Origin of the sequence: Vibrio sp. 10N.237.312.B06 (assembly GCF_041464685.1) — a bacterium.
Taxonomy (GTDB): domain Bacteria; phylum Pseudomonadota; class Gammaproteobacteria; order Enterobacterales; family Vibrionaceae; genus Vibrio; species Vibrio tasmaniensis_A.
Genome location: NZ_JBFSPI010000036.1, coordinates 26,099 through 47,254 on the forward strand (window position 1 = coordinate 26,099; position 21,156 = coordinate 47,254).

Here is a 21,156-nt window from a genome sequence, read left to right on the forward strand (position 1 = left end):
GCTCCCTTCTAGATAACTAACATCAACAAAATTAATACTTTAAAAATAAACCCAGCAATGGAAAACTCAAGTAAATAGGGTTAGATTTAGTAAACAAAACGTTGCAAATGATATGCACGTCTAATAATGCAACAATATATACAGGATTGTATTCTCATGACCTCTAGTCACTACCAAGTCCCAGTAATTCAGACGAACTACGCTAAAATTCTGGTTCAGGTTTTTTCTGACTATGGTCTTGATTTACATATGTTGCTTAAAGATTCCGGTTTACCACCAGACCTTATCGAATCAGAAAGCGATTTTGTGCCATCGGAATCCATTAAGCGTTTGATTTATCTCACATCGGCGCAACTTGGCGTATCTCGGTTCACCGATATTCTAGGACTCGCATTTCGACGTCGAATCATCCCAAATGTCTTGCATCAATTTGCCGAATTTAAAACCATTGGTGATTCGCTGAAACACCTAAATTCAATCTTTGCCTACGACTCCCCAGGCAGCAAAGTCGAGCTTATTCAAGAACACGGCCAAAGTTGGTTTTGCCGAACTGCACCCGAAGACAATTCCCCTACGTTTCAATGGGGAGAAGCTTTTGCAATTACATATATCATTGAGTTAATAACCATTTTATCCAAATCCCCATGGTTGCCTAGTAAAGTGCGTCTGCAAGGACATGACATCGATGTCGTCAAAACACTGGTGCCAAGTAGCTGCCAATTGTTTGTTGAACAGTCGTCGACGGCTGTGCTGATCCCTGAAGAAATCTTACAACTCCCAATTCGCCTAACCTCTAAAGAACTCAGTGCTAAACCGACGCTTATTGAGTGGCACACCAGCTTTACCGATAGCGTTTATGAGCTACTCAAGCCCTACATGAAAGAACAAGATCTCTCACTTGAAGAAGCGGCTGAACTGCTCAATTTTTCTGTGCGAACGTTTCAACGCAAACTCAAAAATGAAAATACGACCTATCGAAAAATCAAAGAAAACCTAATATTTTCAGTCGCATGTGAGCTGATGGAAGAAGGACACACGCTGACCTACATCTCTAGCCAACTCGGCTACACCAACATCTCTCACTTTTCTCGGGCGTTTAAGCGTGTGTCTGGTCTTACGCCGAAGATTTACCAACGTTCAATTTTGGACTAAATGTAATTTTGGACTAAGTGTAGTTTTGGACTAAGTACAATCTGGCCTCCCTCTCAGTTCCATTTGTAAGAGTGTCGCTAGATCTATCGCGCCCCAAAGCTCCTCTACGTCTTGTACCCTAAAATAAATAATCATACTTACTCCTCTTTAAGTCGAAGTACCATCTTGGATCAATCTCGACAGAGATACTTACCATAATGCGCCACACCCACTTTAAGAGCTGTTTCGCATATAAAACAATAAGCGTTTGAAAGTTATAAGTTTATCTCCTAAGTTTTTTATAACCCTTTACTCAGGAAGATGTAGATGAGCAATATAGAAAAAGTATATGGATTTAATACGCCCCAACGGCTCTTTGTCGGTTACACACTCGCCGTACTCGTTGATTTAACCGTTCTCAATTTTTTTGATGAATATTGGGATTTCGTCAATATCGAGTCTTTCACCATCTCATTTGCTGCTGCGATTTTGCTACAGCTGTTGCTCAAGTTATCCATCGGCTTAGAACATAAGCTCGCGGATTACTTCAAGTCGAAACCCGGCACTGCCCCTAAGATCTACAGAGGCCTGTCGAGCTATGTGATTCTCGTCGGTTCAAAATTCGTGATGCTAGAAGCCATCAACATTCTATTTGGTGACAAAGTGGATTTCACGGGGCCTTGGAACGGTGTCGTCGCCTTCTTTGCAGTGGTATTTACCATTCTGGTTGCCGAAGTGATTGTTTCTAAAATCTACTTTGCATTGGATGACACGCAGAAAACCGAAAAAGCCTAAGCGCTCTATCGATTTTCAAGTGAACTGCAAACAATAAGTGGGCTACTCGGGAAGCCGATAACGTTGCATCACTAAAAAGCAAAACGCTTTCCGAAGGATCGGTTAAAAGCGTTTTGCGCTTTTTTGAGGGAGTGTTGACGGAGATGAGCTTAGAATGACGAGGTTATTTCTCCCTCGCCAGGATTAAGACCACTTTTAGCTCGCTCCAAATTTAACCGCGAAAGATCTGCGTACCAAGAACGATCTCACGTGATCATAAATCAGATTAAACACAAACGCGTAAATGGTAATAAAAATGGTCACGCCGATATCCATTAAAAATGCCGGCCAAATCCCCACATTAAGCAAGAAAGCCATCACTGGGATCGTCGCTATCAACAAGCCTGCTTCAAACAAAACCACATGGAATATTCTCAGCTTAAGTGAACGCTGAGATTTTTCACCCGTAAAGTAGCGATCAAAAATGCGGTTAAAACAGTAATTCCAAATCATAGCGATTGTCGCAACAACTATCATGGTTCCTGATAAGGCATTCACATCATGATCGGTAAATATCGCTAAACCAATAATTGAAAGTGTTACAGCCAAAACTTCGAATAATACTGAGTGAAACACTCTTTCTAACGTACTCATACATTCCTCTGAATAATCTAGTATGGGTTGGATTAGCTCGGATTATGTCATCGGAAATAATAAGAGAAAGTTAACAGCCATCACGATTAGTGATAGCCTGAGCATTATCATCCCATTTGGTATTGAGCGAGAAGTAACATGTACAGTTTTGAGCAACTAAAAGTCTTCGTCACCGTGTGTGAAAGTGGCTCTTTTTCTGCTGCAGCACGCAAGCTGAAACGCGCTCAGTCTGGTGTCAGCCAATCGATCGCCAACCTAGAAATAGCCATCGATCAAGAGCTGTTTAACCGCGAGAAAAACATCCCTGTTTTGACCAACACAGGTAAAGCCTTATTGCCTGTCGCTAAGTCGATTCTCGACCAACAAAAGTACTTCGACCAAAAAGTAGAATCGCTGACACAAGAAGATGAACACGAACTGATCATTGCCATTGATGAGAGCATCATAGATAAGAATTTCATTAAGATAATCAGCTCACTAGCCGATCAGTTTCCAATCACACACTTCGATATTATTACCACCTCAACCTTCGATGTTGAAGACTTAGTCAGACGCGGCAAAGCACAGATAGGCATCATCTATGCGGATGGTGAACTTAAAGTAGATATGGACTTCTTCTTACTGGGTCAAGCACGTTTTCTTACAGTTAGCTCCGCCACACACGAGCTGAGCCAAATGCCCGTCGTTCAAGACTCAGACCTAAAGCGCTACCGCCAATGTGTGCATCGTAGTTCTAAGCAGCGCGAATTGTGGTTCACCTATGGCATCAGCTCCATGCTTTGGTATGCCAACAACCACAAAACGATCATCGATCTCGTTGAACAGAACGTAGGGTGGGCAAATGTGCCTGAAATGATGGTGATGGAAGGGATTCAGAAAGGTGATCTCGTAGCACTGCCAGTGGCACACGAGCATGGTGGTTGGATTACTCCAGTGGGTTGTTTGGTGTCTCGCAGCCATATCAATGGCCCAGTGTTAACAAGTTTACTTGAAAAACTAAAAGGCCACTCATTAGAGAACAATCAATGGCAAGCCAACTAATCTTCCCCAATCCTTGAGTTCAGCCTATTTTAGCAACTGAATCCTAAGTCAATGACGGTTGTGTTTTCTCCAGCACTACCTCATTTCCGCTTTTCGTGCCGATAATTTTCTTTGTCGTGTGGATAAAACACCCTAGTTGATATCCCAAAGTGACATAACTAGTATGCGATCCCAAAGGGTTTGTCTTATCAAACTGATATCGACAAACCCAAATCGCTCTTTAACACCACTGACCCAACTTCAAATCTCCCACATAAGTGCCCCTGCCCTGCAACCACTTGTGAAAGCTTCAAATAGATCACTTTTGAATATTGATTCGCACCCAGTTTATGAGCCCTCTTCGAGTGCTTTTTTATATCTAAATGAACCTTTTGGAAAATTTGTCGTGAACGTTTTAAGAAATATTTGCCCTGAGAAAATGGGCAAAGAGCGTAACAAACGAGAGTATGATTTACGCGTACTTAATTGTGTCAGTGAAAGCGAGTATGAATCGCGTATGGCAGTTTGGAATAGCTTAACTTTGGTTGCTACTCCGTCTGTTTCAGAAACAAAAGGCTTCATCGATGAGGCTTTCAACAAACTTCAGCAAGACTTGAAAGAAGCGAGCCGCGAGTTATCGATTAACTACACAGACTTCATTGCAATGGCGCATGAAGAACTTAACTACATTAAGGTGTTTGTTGCTGATAAGACCGCACAATACGGCTGGTATGCCGCGATCGTTCTTATGAGCATCGGTACTGTTGCTTTATGCGCTCAGTAAACCAAACTGTGCATTAAATAAATTGTCTTAAAAGCTCAAGCGATAGGCCAATTTAGCCTTTCTATGAGCCTGTTCTTTAACTAGAAAACAAATGGTTAACCTCATTTGTTTTCTAGTCTATAACCCCTTCACTCTCCCATTAGAGATAACAGATCCCGCGTCGCTTGTTTGGGATCTTCAGCGTGACATATCGCAGATACCAGTGCTAACCCATGAATACCGCTCTCAACTAACTGCGGGATGTTCGATTCGTTAATTCCACCAATACCGACAATCGGTAGCTTCGTTGTCTCCAACGCCATTTTAATTCCATCATAGCCCCAATGTTTCTTTAGATTCGTCTTAGTCGGTGTGGCAAAAAGCGCACTGAGGCCAATGTAATCGATCGGTAAGCTATCGGCTTCTTGTAACTGCTGTTCAGTTTCAATTGATAACCCAAGAATCTTATCTGGACCTATCAACTGGCGTGCTAACTCTGCAGGCATATCAGACTGTCCTAAATGTAAGCCGTCAGCATCCACAGCCAACGCAACGTCTACCCGATCGTTAATGATCAGCGGGACACCAGAGCCAGCCAAAATCGACTTAACGGCCTGCGCACGTTCAATGAAAGCTCTGACATCTCCATGCTTCTCTCTTACTTGAACCATAGTGACACCACCAGCGATTGCTTGTTCAACTACAAACTTAAGCGTTTCTAGATCTTGCTGGTCATCAGTAACCAAGTAGAGCTTATAAGGGTTCATATCGTGCCTTTGGAGTCGGAGTCTAAATTGCGTTTCTACTATTTTACCGACAATTTGCATCATGTGCATGGAAGTTAATAAACAATTAGCTCAATTAAGCATGCTCCAACAAATATGCAACCCATTGAAACGATACTAAAAAACCGGATTTTTTAACGAAAGCGTTACTTATTACACAAACTATTCACTTAAGCCTGCCCAGAACGCTGTTTTATGGAATACTTCGCTATGAAGGAATCAGGTAAATATAGGGATAGTTATGCGCCACCTTTCTATAGCGTTTAAGATCAAGCTGGGTTATGCCATCTGCTTACTCTTTTTCGTCATTTCAGGCCTTGTGAGTTACAAAGGTATCCAAACCTTGTCGAACGGCTTTAGTCAATACAGTGATCTCAGCCAGAAAGCGACTCTGTCAGGCAACATTCAAGTGCACTTTCTTCAGATGCGTTTAGCCTCTGAACGTTACTTAGAGTCATTGGATGAGCAATACGAAACGAATTATCAATCAAGTAAACTCGCGATTGATGAACTGCTCAACAACTTAATCCAAACCACCACCAAAACCGATAGCTTAGCTAGCCTGCAATTAGTACAAGACAGCGTAGCGGCATTTGACACGGCTTATGGCTCAATGAAACAGAGCCAGCTGCTCATCGACCAATTGGTGAATGTCGAGATGGTCAAACGAGAAACCAACGCCCTCAAAGCCGCTCAGAGCTTGTTGTATGAGTCGTACAACAACAATGATCCAAACGCGAGCTTATACGCGGGTATGTTGATGGAGAACTTCCTCGCAGCCAAGATCACTGTACTGAGTTACTCAAACAACAACGACCTAAAAACCTATGAAGCGGGTAAAGATATCTTTAAATACGCGTTGCCAGGTATTGAAGGCGACATTGAGTCTCTCAAATCATCCCCTTACCAAAGCGAGTTGATTGAAGATTTCTCTAACCAGCGCGAAGCGTATGCAAAAGGCTTTGAACAAGTTCATCAGCAGATGATCGAGAACACGCAAAGAACTGCAACGCTTGCCTCGATTGGTGACAGCTTGGCTATCGCGGTAGCCGATGCTCAAAGTATTCTAGAGCAACAGAAACAAGCATTAACGCCAGAACTGCAAGCCAGTGAAAAACGTTCAGTTCAAATCATCTTCTTGCTAACAGGTGTGGCTTTGGTGATTGGCATGACAAGCGCTGTGTTGGTGACTCGTTCTATTACCAAAGGCATCGCGCAGGTTAAACAGATCACCAACGAGCTTTCTCAAGGTAACTTAAATGTTGAAGTGAACATTGAGAGCAAGAACGAAATCGGCGAACTGCTGACCAACATGGAGATCACCATTGAATCTCTGCGCGATATTGTTGGTCAAGTGAACCGTTCTAGTGTGCGTATTGGTGAGATGTCGGAGTCGCTGAATCAAGTGACCAATAACAGCTCGACCAACGCAACACAGTTGAACAATGAGATGATCAATATCTCTTCTGCCGTTGATCAATTGGCTTCCAGCACATCAGAAATTGCTGAAAGTGCTAACCACGCGTCTCAAGTTGCAAACCAAGCAACCGAGAATGTGGCGATGGGTCTAAAAGAAGTCGACAAAACACTGCACGAAATTGGCAGCGCTGATGAAAGCATGCAGGTGAGCAGTCAAAAAGTGACTGACCTACATAAAGAGTCGATGAATATTGGTGCCATTCTTGAAGTCATCAAAGGCGTTTCTGAGCAAACTAACCTACTGGCATTGAACGCGGCTATCGAAGCTGCGCGCGCAGGTGAACAAGGTCGTGGGTTTGCTGTCGTAGCCGATGAAGTAAGAACGCTCGCTAAGCGTACTCAAGATTCTGCAAGCCAGATTGATGAACTCATCACCTCACTGCAACGTGGCGCTAAAGATGCGTTAGAGTCGATTAAAGAGAGTCACAGCACGGTTTCATATGCTTCAACTCAGGCACAACAAGCTTCTCAGAACTTACATGTGATTAACCAACACATCCAAGATTTGAATCAGGCCAACAGCCAAATTGCAGTATCTGTAGATGAGCAAGATTGCTTGACCAAGTCACTGGGTGAAAACGCGCAAGGTGCCAATACCATCGCGCAGAGCAACCAAGAGTCTGTAAGCAGCATTTCTGGCGCAGCGAGCGACTTAACCGAAGTTGCTCATCACTTAGAAAACCAAGTGAATCGATTTAGAACCTAGCTAACTTTCTGTCTCTGTTATTCAAAGTCTCTGTTATTTAGAGCCTCGCTTATTGAAAACATAGCGAACACGGTTTATATAATAAGAAAGCCCCCAGCACATTCGTGTTGGGGGCTTTTTAGTGAGCTAAATGCTTATAGCCAGATTGAATCTACTGAATCTTCAAACGTTGAATCAGAGTCTCTTCATCCAATTGATATAACTCATCAAGTAAGTTCATTTGCAAGCTACCTGGGCCGCGTGAGCTCTCAGCCGAGATTTCACCAACCACACCCAATACCGCCGCAGCAGCCAAACCACTTTCATCACCAACAGCAGCAAATGCGCCCGTCAATGCCGTTAAGGTACAACCCATGCCGGTTACATACGGCATCATTGGATGACCGTTGTTTAACGTCACAACACTGTCTTTGGTGACAACGTAATCTGTCTCACCAGAAATCACCACATTCGCACCGTATTCAGCGACTAAGCATTGCGCTGCGCCTAATGCAGCATCACTGCTATCTAGCGCATCAACGCCTTTGCTCTGTGCTTGCTCACCCGCTAACGCGATAATCTCAGACGCATTACCACGAATGATTAACTTATCCGCTAAACGTGCAATTTCACGAGAAGTCTCGGTACGCAGCGTACTTGCGCCACAACCCACAGGGTCAAGAACCACTACCTTGTTGTTCGCGTTGGCTTGTTCTACAGCAAAACACATTCTTGGCGTCCAAACGCTGTCGAGCGTGCCGATGTTGATCACCAAAGCGCCAGAGAAAGACATCATCTCAGCCAGTTCTTGTTTTGAGTGCGCCATGATAGGTGAAGCGCCAATCGCCAATAACGCATTGGCCGTATTGTTCATCACGACGTAGTTGGTGATGTTTACAACCAACGGTTTTTGCTCTCGTACTGCGCGCAACGATTGGATGATTTGTTCAGTTAGCATGGGTAAATCCTTATTCGTGAAAGTCGTTTTAAGCCGCTGCAGGTTGGCTAGCGACAAGGTTTAGCCGTGATTAGTCATTAAGAGCATTCAGCCCTTGCTGCCAAAAAGCCACTTCCATACGCGTTGCCGTTTTGAAGATATGAACGATGTTCTGACCGCGCTCGCTGTTGATATCAATTTCAGCAAGCAGCTGATTGAAGTATTCTGCGCCCGTTGCCACGCCAGATTGGAACTCTTCTCCGCCGTAAAGCTGAAGCCAGCTCGCGTATGGGTTGCCTTCTAATACGGTATCACTGCTCTCTAACAACACTTTACCGATAACAGCGTAACCAATTGAACACGGAGCCAATGCCGCATATAAGTCGACAAGATCACCCGTCATACCCGCATCTAGAACGTAGCGCGTGTAAGCCACCGTACCGAAATCTTCCGGTTCGTTTTCTAGGTCAGATTCGGTTAACCCCCACTGACCACAGTAAGTCACATGGTGAGAGATTTCAGAATCTAGCAGCGCATGAACACTTGGCAGTGCACGACGCATATCAGCCAAGGTTTTAGCCTTGTAAATTGCCAATGCATAAGCGCGAGCATACTGCTTCAAAAACAGAAAATCTTGCTTCAGGTAATGCAAAAAACACGGCTGAGCGAGGGTGCCGTTCGCCAGCGTTTTAACAAAATCATGCTCGGTGTAGTCTTGCCAATCTTGCTGACAAGCTTGGATTAAGTCTTGGTATTTCATGAGATTCCTTAGTCAAAAGTCGGCACGTAATCAGCGGCTTTTGGTAGTGATTTGATAATGCCTTTGTCGAACATGAACTGCGCGTAATCATCGTAACGCTTCATATCTACAGCAGAAGGGCGAAGTGCAAAACGAGTCAGCGTGTCGTTCCATGCGCGTTGGTTAAGTTCGTTGTTCAACGTATCTGGTGAGTACGCCACAAATTCACTCCATGACTCTTGTGGGTGGTTCACAATGTAAGTCGTTGCTTGCTCAAGTGCTTTGTTGAACGCTTTGATCGCTTCATCGTCGTGCTGCTTTGCGTTCGCAACAAAGATAAGCTCGTCGTAAGCGGGTACACCGTGCTCTTCTGGGAAGAATGCTTTCGCTTTAAAGCCTTCAAGGGCTAACTGGTTAGTTTCGAAGTTACGTAAGCCCCCCCAAATTGCGTCTACCTTGCCTGATGCCAATGAAGACGACAGTGCCCAACCGACATTGATGGTTTGCACGTCTGTAAACGCAACATTTTCTTGAGCTAGCATGGTGCCGATGGTCGCTTCTTCGTTACCCGCAATCGCAATACCGATCTTTTTGCCTTTCAGATCCGCTAGTGAATCGTTCTTGCCATTATCTAAAACCATCAACGTATTCAGTGGCGTCGCGATAAGGGTTGATGCACGAACGAGAGGTAAACCTGCCGCTACATCCATGGTTAAACTTGGTTGGTAAGTTACCGCTAAATCGACTTTACCGGCAGCAACCAATTTTGCTGGCGTGCTTGGGTCGGCTGGCTCTTGGATTTCAACCTCTAAGCCTTGGTCAGCAAAGTAGCCACGCTCTTGAGCAATCACAATTGGGCCGTGGTTCGGGTTCACAAACCAATCCAGCATCAATGTCAGTTTCTTTTGTTCAGAATCCGCCAATGCATGACCTGAAACTAGCGAAGCAAGCAGTGCCACTGCACCTACCAATTTAGTATTTTTCATAGTTAACCTTTCCTTTTGAATATTATTGTTGTGTGTATCGAGCTAATTTTTAACGAAGTTTTGTTTAGATAAATAGCGTGAGCGAAGCTTTATTAAACAAGTGTTATTGAGCTAGCCATCACTGGTTTTCCCAAGGGATAGCTTTTTTGAGTAATTTATCGGTGACGAAGTAGAGCGAAATAGACAGCACCGCCAAGATGAATAAGGCAGCAAACATCTCATCAATGATCATGCGAGCGTTGGCTTGCAGCATTAGGTAACCTAGCCCCTCACTCGAACCCACCCACTCGCCTACAACCGCACCAATTGGGGCTATAACCACAGCGACACGAATACCAGACGCCAGTGTTGGCAGCGCAGCAGGCAGTTGGATATAACGGAGCAATTGCCACTTCGATGCACCCATCGTCTTAGCAAGATCAAGGTAACCTGTCGGTGTATTACGTAGGCCGTCGTAACAACAAGTGGTTACAGGGAAGAAGATAATGATCGCCGCCATCACCACTTTTGACGCGATGCCATAACCTAGCCACAGCATCAATACTGGCGCAATCGCAAACACAGGGATGGCTTGGCTAGCAATTAAGATAGGCAACAACCAGCGTTTCAGCGGTTCGAACATCAACATCTGTAGGGCGAAAAACAGCCCCATAGACAAACCGAGTAGCAGACCAAGTAAGATCTCCTGCGCAGTCACCCAAGTGTGTTTGAGTAACACATCGTAGCGTTCAATTAGCTTGATGAAGACTTCTGCAGGCGCTGGCAGAATGAAGCTCGGCATCTCGAAGATAACGACCACCATTTGCCATAAACCGAGAATCACAGCACTGCTGATCAGCAAACGCATAACAGGATTCATCTGACGAGGGCGCTTAGTCGTGATCTGTGTGTTAGTTGAACTTTCTTCCATTGAGTTTTCTATCTTGGAGCTATCAGTAGCTTCGCTTCGCGTTAGATCATTCATAATCACGCTCCAGCTGATCTAAGATCGCTTGTTGTAACTCAGCGCATTCACCGTCTAACACTCGTGGTGTTGATGTGAGAGGCACAGATAAAGACTGAGCATTCGCAGGTATGCCTTGCAACACATACAAGTTATCCGCCAAACGCACCGCTTCTTGTGGATCATGGGTGATCAACACAACGGTTTTGTCTCTTAACAGCTCACGCGCTAAGCTCTGTAGTTTGTGTCTTGTTACCGCATCCAGCGCAGAGAAAGGTTCGTCCATCAACACGACTGGCTTGTCTTGCATTAAGGTTCGAGCCAAAGCAACTCGCTGACGCATACCTCCAGACAATTGATCCGGCATAGCATCCGCGTGATCAGCCAAACCAACCGCAGCTAACAACTCTAGTGCTTGATTGGTTTGCCGTGCTTTATCAGAAACTGGATTTTGAAAGCGATGACTTAGGCAAACATTGTCGATAACCGACAACCACGGCAGTAACAAATCTTGTTGCGCCATGTATGCTATGCGATCCGTTAAAGGCAGTTCATCAGAGGTTACCAATGTGCCCTGCCATTCCACCTTGTCGTCCAGCAAGCCTGCCAGATAACGCAATACCGTGGTTTTTCCGCAGCCACTTCGACCCAGTAATACCGTCCACTTACCTGCGTTTAAGCTAAGAGACAATCCCGACAAGGTCGCGTGCTCACTGTCGTTATAACGTAAGGAGGCATTGCTGAGTTGAACACCAACCGTATTAACGGACATTACCGTGCCCAGCGAAAAAGTGATTTACCGGGCCATGACCTTGACCAACTTGAAGCTCATCAGCACGGGCAATCGCGCGCGAAATGTATTGTTTACCTAGGTCAACAGCCTCTGACAGCGTGTTGCCTTGAGCCAAGAAAGATGCAATGGCAGAAGAGAGCGTACAACCTGTGCCATGGGTGTTTTTAGTCGGGAAACGCTTCGCGCTAATCAATGCAGACGTCGTCGGGAGAATCAGTAGATCGTTACTGTTTTCATCTTTCTCTAAATGACCGCCTTTGAGAAGAACGGCTTTAGCACCTAGTGCGCGTAAATCTTCAATCATGCCCTGCATTTCGGCTTCGCTTTCAGGTACTGGCTTGCCTGTTAATGCTGCGCCTTCAGGCAAATTAGGCGTAATGATGTCTGCCAGCGGAATCAGTTCTTGCTTTAGCGTCGTGATAGCCGAGTTTTCTAACAGCAGGTCACCACTTGTCGCGACCATTACAGGGTCAATCACTAAGTGTTTAGGTTGGTATTGTTTGATTTTGTCCGCGACGACTTTGATGATTTGAGAATCAGCCAACATGCCGACTTTTACTGCCACGATATTCAGATCAGTAAAAACCGCATCTAACTGGCTAGCAACATGGTCGAGTGGAATAGGGAAAATGGCGGAAACGCCTTGCGTGTTCTGGGAAGTGATAGCGGTAATTACCGAACAAGCGAAACTACCTGTAGCAGACATAGCTTTAATATCAGCTTGGATACCCGCACCGCCGCCACTGTCTGAGCCTGCGATCGTCAATACAATCGGAGTGTTCGTTCGAATCGAACCATCAGCAGAGTGCTGTGAAACTGAGGTTTTTGGTGTTAAATCTTTTGAAATAGAACTGTGTGTCATTGTCGCTCCTACTATCTTACAAGACGTAGGAGAACGAACACTGATCGAAGGAGAAGTCGCATTAGGCTCATGAAAGTTTCATGGGTGCAGACGTAGATCGAGTGCTTATAGTTCCCTACGCCAGTGTTAACTGAATCAGGTTCAACGGGTCTCGACTAACGATCTCAGCAAACACCAAATAAGGTATATGCCCCCCGACTATTGATAGCGATAGTAACAGCACTCTCACAACTGAGATACTGATTTTATTCAATTATAAGAATTACGCATGAATAAATCTCAATTAGGCGTGACAAAACAAATACTTATAACGTTCCTTTAGATGGCTTCGACTGTAACAACAAGCACAGCACAATCAGAAACATACCTAGCCAACCTATAAAAGGAATCAGCTCACCGACAACGCAGACGGCAAGCACCGCTGCAACTACTGGTTCAAACAAAGTCAGTAGATTGGCACTACTCGCGGTCACATGGCGTAAACCAAAACTGAAGGCGATATAGCCCAAGCATTGTGGGATTAACGTCAGATAACTGATGACTAATACGTTAATCTGCGAGGAAAACAGGTTCTCCCCCGTAAACCAGAGTGTTGGCAGCAACAGCATCGCGCCGAGGCCAAAAATACTGCCCATCGCCGCTTGAGACTCAATGTCCTTGTCTATCAGTGCTTTTGTCGCCCAAGAATAAATGGCGTAACACAACCCAGCGAGCAAACCTAAAGCAATACCCAACAGCTTGAGATCATCACCTGACTCATTCGTCGATGAAGATTCTGAAAACACCAACAACCCAATACCCACCACACCAATCGCAAAGCTAGTGAGCCAACGTTTGTTGATATTATTCTTTTTGCTAATCAGACACTCTAACAATGCCGAAAAGAAAGGCGCGGTTGCAATCGAAACCACGGTACCAATCGCCACGCCTGATAATTTCATTGAAGAATAGAAAGCTAAAGGATAGACCGCCAAAGCCAAAGCGCTCACTGCCAACAGCCTCTTGTTCTGCAAAAGTTTGTCGAAAGCGAATAGGATTTTTCGATACGCCAAGCCCGCTTGCATTAGGCCACCGACGCCCATAGAAAAAGCACCAATTGCTAATGGGCTTAGGTCAGGCGCAAAACTTGCGGCGGTGCCTGTCGTGCCCCATAAAATAGAAGCAAACAAGATGGCTAAAGTGCCCGTTTGGAATTCGTTAACGCGATTGATGGCAAGATTCATTTCTATTACCCAATTTTCAGTTCTGAAATAGATAATAGTGAAGATTGATAAAAGTTAGTTTGCCGAAAGGACGCTATTGTTGTTTCTAAAGACTCTCTTTCATTGAGCCTAGAAACGCCCTTGGAGACATTCCAAAGTGCTGAAAGAAGCGACGACTGAAAGCAGAAACATCACTATAACCCACATTTTCGGCTATCAACTGAACCGGTAAATCAGTGTGGGTTAGCAAGGCTTGGGCTTTCTCCATGCGATATCGAGTGATGTATTTAAGCGCACTGATACCCAAGCACTCTTTGAAGCGTTTTTTGAATTGAGTGGGACTCAAACAGGCCGTTTCTGCAAGTTGTGAAATGGATAACGGCTGGGTATAGTTATCCGCAATCAACCTTTGTACCGCACGGATTCTTGGGTCGATACTTTTACTCACTTGTTGTTGCTCTAACAGCAGTGAGAACACATCCAAGATTGATGACTCAATACCACTATCGACCTGATATTCCAACTGCTTCTCAACAAACAGCAAGAAGCTCATTAAAGGTGGCGTTATCGTGAAAACCGAGAGCTCATGTTCTAACAAGTGCTGCGGTAACTCTGCCATATCCGCGACAATAAACCGCGCGGCTTCATCCGCCTTAAACGCATGCGCTGTGGTTACTGGAATCACCACACATTCGCCCACGGCCACTTTGCCGACATACCCCACCATCTCGATATTGATACTGCCTTGGATCGGCAATACCAGTTGATGATGATCATCATGAGCATGGGTATTAAATTGCTTGGTGTAAGATCGAATGCTTAAGCTAGATTTCATGAGCAACACCGGAGTAGATCGGTTCAGAACGAGTTAAAACACGAAACTACATGATTTGAACAAGTGAGTCACATCGAGTTGGCATTTGTTAGTACCCTAACCCATTCTAATGGCGATCAAAAAAGCCGCTCAAGCATCAATCACAATGCTCAAACGGCTTTTTATTAGAGTCTAATTAGCGCTGCCAAGAACCGTTAGCCAAACCAGCTATCGCTCATGAGCTCAACCGCTAGATCACACTCACTTATTTTTGAAGTTGCTCTTTAGCCGCTTCAACCTTAGAAAAATCTAGGCCAAGCTCTTCAACTGCTTCTTTGATTAGCGCAGGGTTTTGCATTACCTGACCCATCAGCATTTGAAGCTTATCTTGTGGTAAACCAAGCTGGCTGATTGTCGCCATTGCTGCAAGAGGGTTCTCGGTCAACGTCTTGAATATCTCGCTGATCTGCTCGTCGCTAATATTGTTCTCTTTCAACATTGCTAAAATCGGGTTCATTTTTTTGCCTTTGAAACACTAAATTAAGTAGGAGCACAGCATACCATCTAGCTGTGCTCGATTGTACTAGCAAGTGAAGCTTTGGTTTAACACGAACTGTGCTTTTCCCAAACGCAAATAATGCTTGGGCTTAACGAGATTCCAATGGGTAAGAGCGGTAGCTCCACATGCCATAAGTTCTTAGTGCGTCACGGTAGATGCCCAATAGCTCACCACTGCTCGCTTTCTTAAGATCTTCTAGCGGCTTATCTGGGTAAGAGACCGTATCGAAGGTAATGCCCTGAGGACCCGTCTGCCAGCTCGCAATTTCAAACAGAGTTTGACCACGACGAACATGGCTTGCCGAGCTAATAATGGTCGCATGTTTAATGTCATGACGAGCAAGTGCATAGCTACTAAATAAAGCATTGCCTACCGTGCTGGTCGCGTAGTTCTCTTCAATGATGCGGTCTTTGCTTACCCCTTTTGAGATAAGCCAATCCGCCATTAACTTGCCTTCTGTCTTATGGTTCTTAGGTACGCCGCCGGTTAACACGATCATCGCGTCTGGGTTAGCTTTCGACATTGCTAATGTGGTTTCAAGACGTTCAATCAAGATTTCATGCATAGAGCCATCAGGGTTAAGCGCGTAGCCCAAAGTGACGATGGCACCGTGATCGCTCAACAGTCCCTTATCTGCAGACTCTTTAAGAGGTGTTTCTAACACGCGGTCAACCGTTGCAAAAATACGTTTGATGTCTTCTGCCTTGCCTTTATTCAGGCTTTCCAGTTTATCCATGTGCTTGTTGGATTCACTTTCATTGCCTTCAAATCTTTGCCAAACCGCAAGATACGCATGCAAGTCGACATCGTCTGGCGCAACCGTCAGTGCTTGTTCAAACAACTCAATAGCGCGTTCTGCGTTCTTGTTGTAGATCTGAGCGTTCGCCGCCGAAATCAACAAATCAGTACGGTAAGGTTCTAGCTGGTACGCTTCTAACAATCGGTTAGTCACAATTTCCATGTTGCTTGGCATTTTAGCCGTGAAGCCCGCGTGAGAAATTCTTGCTGGAGACTTAAACGCCTGCAACGCATCAAGAAGTAGTTGGTCGACAACTTGTCGCTTAGTCACCAACTGCGCGTAATCTGCAGAAGCCTGTACAGCGCCATCGTTAGCAGCAAAAGAGTAAGGTGTTGCGCCAAAAGCGAGCATGCCACCAAGAGCGAGGGCGATAATGTTCTTTTTCATGGAAAGATCCTGTGTCGTTAAGTGTTTCACATCAGATTTGCTCACCAATGTAAGCCGCCAAGATTAAAAAACCGTGAACCAAACCTTACTCTCCAAGGTTAATATTCATTTGTTGCATAAGGTGTGGCTGCAGATCACGATTTTATGCGCCAGAGTAAGCTCAAATATCCAGATAGCTTCGAGTTATGAGGAACTCCCTTGATGACTTTGGAATATTTAACTTCGCCCCCACACGCCTATTCCATCTAAATTCGTAAGTTTCGAAGCTCAACATCAAACTTAAATGTGCATTTTATGTTCATTATTTCAGCAACTTAAAACGCTATCTCTCTACAAGTCGACGCTCATTCACGTTTGCTCAACCAAGTTCAAAAAGCACAGAGTGTGATATCAAATCAGTCAATTCACAGAAAATTCAAAAATCAATCATTGAACGATCGTTCAAGTGGTGCTTTAATAAATGACCAATACAAGGAGTTACCCCATGCTTAAGTTCTATTTTCACCAAACACCAAACCCAATGAAGATCGCTCTGTTTTTGGAAGAGACAGGCCTAGATTTTGAACTTGTTCCTGTCGATACCTTAAAAGGCGAGCAACACACGCCGGAATATCGTTTGATTAACCCGAACGGTAAAACACCAGCCATTGAAGACGATGGGCAACGCGTGTTCGATTCCAACGCCATCCTTCTGTACCTATCTGAGAAAACAGGCAAGCTAACTGGTCAACCAGAAGACAGAGCTGAACTGTTATCTTGGATGATGTTTATCGCAAGCGGTCTTGGTCCATACTCTGGGCAATCGGTACACTTCCGTCATGCTGCACCTGCAGGCTTAGATTACGCGGTAAATCGTTATCTACGCGAAGCGCAACGTCACTACGAAGTGTTAGAGAAACATATGGAAGGTCGTGAGTTTTTCGTCGGAAATGAGTACACCATCGTCGATGTCGCGGCATGGGGTTGGGTTGATAAAGCACCTTTCGTGCTTGGTGAAGAAGGCCTAGCACCTTACCCGAACTTAAAGCGCTGGTTCGATGCAATCAACGCCCGCCCTGCCGCACTGCGTGCTCGCGAAATCGGCAAAGACGTTGAATTTAAAACCGAACGTGATGAAGAAGCGAAACGAGCACTGTTTCCTTCGAATTATGCGAAGTAGAAGTAAAGTCTAATGATAAGGCTCAGTAGTAATCTGCTGGGCCGTTCCTGCAACTTGATTACTCATCAGTAACCGTCCTATCCGTCCAGACTCAAAAACTTCCATCCTGATTCAATCGCCTCGTATGTGTAATAAGCATTCTAAAAACCGTAAGTAACTGTTGTAATTCATAAAATACAGATTTAGAGCTACTTGATATGAGATCATAATGATATTCTACATATCATTAAATACTTCATAGGCTTTAAACGAGCCTTTTAGTCAATCTAAGCGTGGTTTGTATATGATGTGCACCGAGCACGATGGAGCTACATTCATTGTCGATAAGGAAGTTCACCAAGCAGTAAGCGGCACGTACCTAGTCGATATGGACGGCCTACTCTCACTAAACGAAATTCAGCGTTTACCAGGTAAGAAACTAGCGATCAGCTTTAACGGCTCGACTCTAACAGTCGAAGAAGATGAAGTAAGGGTTGTGGGTAGAGTGGCGTTAGTGATGGAGAAGCGCTAGTTGTTGCAATCATTTTTTTCAATCACTCGCGGTTAATTACGTAAGTGATACTGAACTAGCTTATTGTCCCTCAGCAAGAGTAGTACTATCACTTGGCTTTAACATAAAAAGGCTGCCCGTGGCAGCCTTCCTTAAACCAACCTTCAAACCTCGCATCTAGTATAATATTACTCAAAAATGCAACCACATAGACATTTCCCACATCCGAGCAATTGCATTTACTATAGTTTTCATGTAGTTTGCGTCTTGGTTTAGCTGGAGAGGCTCTTGCCTCGGATGTGACTATGTCACTAGAGGTGTTCGATTCCCTCCTAATTATAAATAACTCATATATCCATTAAGAATTAATCCACACTCTTATTGGGATTTTTGCTAAATTTCATATCTAGCCTTATTTTTTTTAGCTCAACAAGCACCCACTCATCTGCCTTGATATAGTCGAGACACCTAGCTTTAGATAAAGCCTCCACGCTAATATTTTCACATTTTCTAATGTTTGCTTGTTTTAAATCTGCGTTATCAAAGACTGCATTTTTTAAGTTACTATTGCGAAAATCAGCCCCTCTTAGCTCTGCTCCTGAAAACTTTACTCGAAAAAGATCTGAACCCCTAAAATCAGCCCCTACTAATTCTGAATTAATAAACTCGGAATTATTAAAATTGGTATTTAACAACTTTGCATTTTTAAAATTAGAGCCACTGAAGTTGGATGAATTTAATTTCGAGTCATGGATATTTAAATCAAAAATACTACAGTCTCGAAAACTAAGACCAAAAAGGTTTGATTTCATAAATCTAAAACCTATCAAATCTTCGTCTTTTAGCGTTAAATCTGTAACATCTATTTTATTAACGCCAAAACCATTTAATCTTTTTATTATATTGATCTTACGTTTAACATACTTTTTACCATCAAAAGAGCTTAAATCCCATAACCCTTCGAGATTCCTTGCAATCGCCTCTCTTTTTTGGCGATGACCGTCTATCCAAGCGAAAACTAAACCCAAAACAAAAACATCAAAAACCAAGCCATGAGCTTCAACTAACAAGTTTTCAAAAAATGATTTTTCGTACAATCCAAAAGATTCATACTGGGATATAAAACTGTATATATAAGGCCAAAATGCTGTCATTGAGAACACTATCGACCCGGTAATGATAAACAACAGTAATACAACTCTTAATGATGTCTTTGTTAGTATGTGTAAAATTTTAACTATACAATCACGCATAATAGCCTATCAATTAATGGAAGTGAGCAACAACTCTAACATAAATTATCGTTCCAGCTAAAGTTGCTAATATTACATAATACCGAAAAACATCAGAAATATTTACAGGTCAAAACAGCTTATCTTCTTCCTTAGAAGGATGAGTAGTAATGTACCATCTTTCGCAAAAGTAAAGATGTAGGCTCCAAGCTCAAAAATAATTTCAATATTAATCAAAAAAAAGGATCACCTCATGCTATTCAGTTACAAGTATCAGATATGAACTCCTTTTTTTACCAGTTTAGAGGCGATTTTTTCATCATTTACGTCAAAAATGTGCGAACAATCAAGTACATGAATGTTAATGGCATAATATTTCAGTTAAAATCGTAGCATATCGGGCTATATCGCATAAGTTAGCCTTTCAGAGTTGAAGTTTGCTAGGTTCGCATGATTATTAATAAAGTTCATATTGAAAAATTTCGTGGTTTTAAAGACGTTCAATTCTCTTTAGGGGATTATGTAACACTAATTGCTGGGCAGAACGGTACCCAAAAAAGTACTCTATTAGGTATTCTTAGCCAAACGTTTACGATACCAACTAAAGATCACCCTTTTTCAGACGAAAAGCCACTTATTGGCGGTACCTACCGCTCATCGTTTTCAGATAAATTTAAGCTATCTCCAGAAAGAGATTTAGCTGGTACTCATGAATGGACTCTATATTTCCACAACCATGATTTACATGAAGATATATGTGAACAAGGTGGTTTTACTGTAGAAAGTATACCTCGAACTGCCCGCTCAATCCGCTTCTGGCAGAAAGGAACTCGCGAATCAGGAAGTGGTTATATTCAACTACCAGTTCTGTACCTAAGCTTAAAACGTCTTATACCAATTGCTGAAGCTGGTAAAATCCAAGAAAAAGATATCCAGTTAACAACTGCAGAACAACGATGGTTTACGAAGCACTATAAAAAAATTCTAATCAATCGTGATAACTTGGAAACAATTGATTATCTAGAAGGACCATCTAAAAACACACTCGGCGTATCTACTGAACATTATGATTGGCAATCTAACTCAGCTGGCCAAGATAATTTAGGCAAGATTCTTCTAGCAATCTTATCCTTCAAACGGCTAAAACAAAAACATCCAGACCAATATGAAGGTGGCATCCTGGCCATTGATGAAATCGACGCTACATTATATCCAGGTTCACAAGTTCAATTACTTGACCTCCTAGCTAGCATTAGTAAAAGAGAAAAAATACAAGTTATAGCTACAACTCATTCGCTACAAATGCTTGAAAGACTCTCTGAATTAAAAGAAGCTAGAGGAAGAAACGAGCAATTCAATACTGTATATCTTACAAAAGAAGATAACACGATACTGATTGATGAAGCTCCCCCGTTCGAAGAAATACTACATAATTTAAATGTCAGCATAGGTAATGCTCCACCCGAAAAAGTTTCAAAGTTGTCAATCTACACTGAAGATAAAGAATGTATTCAGTTTGCCAAAGCTTTACTTAAAGGAAATAAGTTCAATTTATCTTATGAACCTCTTAGCTTAGGGTGCAATAATTATTTAGAGCTAGGGCGAAAAAAGGTGCCTAATTTTACACATCCAAATTCAATAATTATATTAGATGGGGATGTAAGAGGAAAGTTACCAAAAGGTAGAGGCAAATTAAAAAATTACCTTTGCTTGCCTGGAGAGTTAAATCCTGAGAGCCTGCTCGCCGATTTTCTCGATGGTTTACCTGACGTTCATCCATTATGGAAAGAAAAAGTTGCAAGATACTCCCACCAAGTTTGTTTTAGAAGACATGATATCGAAGACATCAAAAGTGATAGAGATATCGCAAAAGAGTGGTATAGAGAACAATTGGCATCAGGAGCCTGGTGCGTATTTCGGCTGATGTGCCCCCTAGTTTCGTTTTTAATCGACCACCTTTTTA

At 43.3% G+C, this 21,156-nt stretch carries 19 protein-coding genes, 2 pseudogenes and 1 riboswitch; of the genes and pseudogenes, 8 read left to right on the forward strand and 13 right to left on the reverse strand.

What is annotated here, in order from left to right; translation table 11 throughout:
- Positions 1-156: 156 nt before the first annotated feature.
- Complete coding sequence (locus tag AB6C75_RS11700) at positions 157-1,152, forward strand: helix-turn-helix domain-containing protein (RefSeq protein WP_372107838.1); 996 nt, start codon at positions 157-159, stop codon at positions 1,150-1,152.
- A 306-nt stretch (positions 1,153-1,458) separates the two neighbouring features.
- A complete protein-coding gene (locus AB6C75_RS11705) occupies positions 1,459-1,926 on the forward strand; it encodes a hypothetical protein (protein WP_012600934.1) in 468 nt (155 codons plus the stop codon).
- A gap of 195 nt (positions 1,927-2,121) precedes the next feature.
- Here AB6C75_RS11705 and AB6C75_RS11710 read toward each other — a convergent pair whose 3' ends face one another.
- Complete coding sequence (locus tag AB6C75_RS11710) at positions 2,122-2,559, reverse strand: PACE efflux transporter (protein ID WP_371728644.1); 438 nt, start codon at positions 2,557-2,559, stop codon at positions 2,122-2,124.
- 138 nt (positions 2,560-2,697) lie between these two features.
- On the opposite strand from AB6C75_RS11710, the gene AB6C75_RS11715 reads away from it, so the two are divergent.
- Both AB6C75_RS11715 and AB6C75_RS11720 read left to right on the forward strand, forming a co-directional pair.
- On the forward strand, positions 2,698-3,600 hold the full coding sequence (locus AB6C75_RS11715) for a LysR family transcriptional regulator (protein ID WP_061021942.1): 903 nt from the start codon (positions 2,698-2,700) through the stop codon (positions 3,598-3,600).
- A gap of 418 nt (positions 3,601-4,018) precedes the next feature.
- Positions 4,019-4,363: a thiamine-phosphate diphosphorylase gene (locus AB6C75_RS11720; RefSeq protein ID WP_372107847.1), complete on the forward strand. Its 345-nt coding sequence runs from the start codon at positions 4,019-4,021 to the stop codon at positions 4,361-4,363.
- Between the two features lie 128 nt (positions 4,364-4,491).
- Here the strand turns inward: AB6C75_RS11720 and thiE are convergent, their stop codons facing one another.
- On the reverse strand, positions 4,492-5,109 hold the full coding sequence (thiE, locus tag AB6C75_RS11725; protein ID WP_102278720.1) for a thiamine phosphate synthase: 618 nt from the start codon (positions 5,107-5,109) through the stop codon (positions 4,492-4,494).
- 259 nt (positions 5,110-5,368) lie between these two features.
- On the opposite strand from thiE, the gene AB6C75_RS11730 reads away from it, so the two are divergent.
- Positions 5,369-7,312 (forward strand): methyl-accepting chemotaxis protein, encoded by a 1,944-nt coding sequence (locus AB6C75_RS11730; RefSeq protein WP_372107839.1) that lies wholly within the window; start codon positions 5,369-5,371, stop codon positions 7,310-7,312.
- A 151-nt stretch (positions 7,313-7,463) separates the two neighbouring features.
- Here AB6C75_RS11730 and thiM read toward each other — a convergent pair whose 3' ends face one another.
- From thiM to AB6C75_RS11780, 10 genes and pseudogenes are all read right to left on the reverse strand, one after another.
- The gene (thiM, locus tag AB6C75_RS11735; RefSeq protein ID WP_269335053.1) at positions 7,464-8,249 is read right to left on the reverse strand and encodes a hydroxyethylthiazole kinase; all 786 of its coding nucleotides are present in this window, start codon (positions 8,247-8,249) and stop codon (positions 7,464-7,466) included.
- Positions 8,250-8,319: 70 nt separating this feature from the next.
- Complete coding sequence (tenA, locus tag AB6C75_RS11740) at positions 8,320-8,988, reverse strand: thiaminase II (RefSeq protein WP_017096376.1); 669 nt, start codon at positions 8,986-8,988, stop codon at positions 8,320-8,322.
- Positions 8,989-8,996: 8 nt separating this feature from the next.
- Complete coding sequence (locus tag AB6C75_RS11745; RefSeq protein WP_017067315.1) at positions 8,997-9,953, reverse strand: ABC transporter substrate-binding protein; 957 nt, start codon at positions 9,951-9,953, stop codon at positions 8,997-8,999.
- 118 nt (positions 9,954-10,071) lie between these two features.
- A pseudogene (locus tag AB6C75_RS11750) lies at positions 10,072-10,806 on the reverse strand (ABC transporter permease); the annotation flags it as partial.
- Between the two features lie 103 nt (positions 10,807-10,909).
- Positions 10,910-11,668 carry an ABC transporter ATP-binding protein gene (locus AB6C75_RS11755; protein ID WP_372107840.1) on the reverse strand — a complete coding sequence of 253 codons (759 nt, stop codon included), beginning with the start codon at positions 11,666-11,668 and terminating at the stop codon, positions 10,910-10,912.
- A complete protein-coding gene (gene thiD / locus AB6C75_RS11760; RefSeq protein ID WP_372107841.1) occupies positions 11,658-12,551 on the reverse strand; it encodes a bifunctional hydroxymethylpyrimidine kinase/phosphomethylpyrimidine kinase in 894 nt (297 codons plus the stop codon). Before thiD ends, AB6C75_RS11755 begins: the two co-directional genes overlap by 11 nt.
- 95 nt (positions 12,552-12,646) lie before the next feature.
- A riboswitch (TPP riboswitch) is annotated at positions 12,647-12,758 on the reverse strand.
- A gap of 98 nt (positions 12,759-12,856) precedes the next feature.
- A complete protein-coding gene (locus AB6C75_RS11765) occupies positions 12,857-13,774 on the reverse strand; it encodes a DMT family transporter (protein WP_108194558.1) in 918 nt (305 codons plus the stop codon).
- Positions 13,775-13,859: 85 nt separating this feature from the next.
- On the reverse strand, positions 13,860-14,588 hold the full coding sequence (locus tag AB6C75_RS11770; RefSeq protein WP_372107842.1) for a helix-turn-helix domain-containing protein: 729 nt from the start codon (positions 14,586-14,588) through the stop codon (positions 13,860-13,862).
- 244 nt (positions 14,589-14,832) lie between these two features.
- Complete coding sequence (locus tag AB6C75_RS11775; RefSeq protein ID WP_009844829.1) at positions 14,833-15,084, reverse strand: DUF2999 family protein; 252 nt, start codon at positions 15,082-15,084, stop codon at positions 14,833-14,835.
- A 130-nt stretch (positions 15,085-15,214) separates the two neighbouring features.
- Positions 15,215-16,312, reverse strand: coding sequence for a YdcF family protein (locus AB6C75_RS11780; protein WP_017096383.1), 1,098 nt, complete (start codon positions 16,310-16,312; stop codon positions 15,215-15,217).
- Positions 16,313-16,796: 484 nt separating this feature from the next.
- On the opposite strand from AB6C75_RS11780, the gene AB6C75_RS11785 reads away from it, so the two are divergent.
- Entirely contained in the window at positions 16,797-17,471 is a 675-nt protein-coding gene (locus tag AB6C75_RS11785) for a glutathione S-transferase family protein (RefSeq protein ID WP_372107843.1), read from the forward strand.
- A gap of 307 nt (positions 17,472-17,778) precedes the next feature.
- Positions 17,779-17,982, forward strand: a pseudogene (locus tag AB6C75_RS11790) (transcriptional regulator); the annotation flags it as partial.
- A gap of 344 nt (positions 17,983-18,326) precedes the next feature.
- Here the strand turns inward: AB6C75_RS11790 and AB6C75_RS11795 are convergent.
- The gene (locus tag AB6C75_RS11795; RefSeq protein ID WP_372107844.1) at positions 18,327-19,115 is read right to left on the reverse strand and encodes a pentapeptide repeat-containing protein; all 789 of its coding nucleotides are present in this window, start codon (positions 19,113-19,115) and stop codon (positions 18,327-18,329) included.
- 528 nt (positions 19,116-19,643) lie between these two features.
- Between AB6C75_RS11795 and AB6C75_RS11800 the strand changes: the two genes are divergently transcribed.
- A partial coding sequence (locus AB6C75_RS11800) for an AAA family ATPase (protein WP_372107845.1) occupies positions 19,644-21,156 on the forward strand: 1,513 nt, incomplete at its 3' end.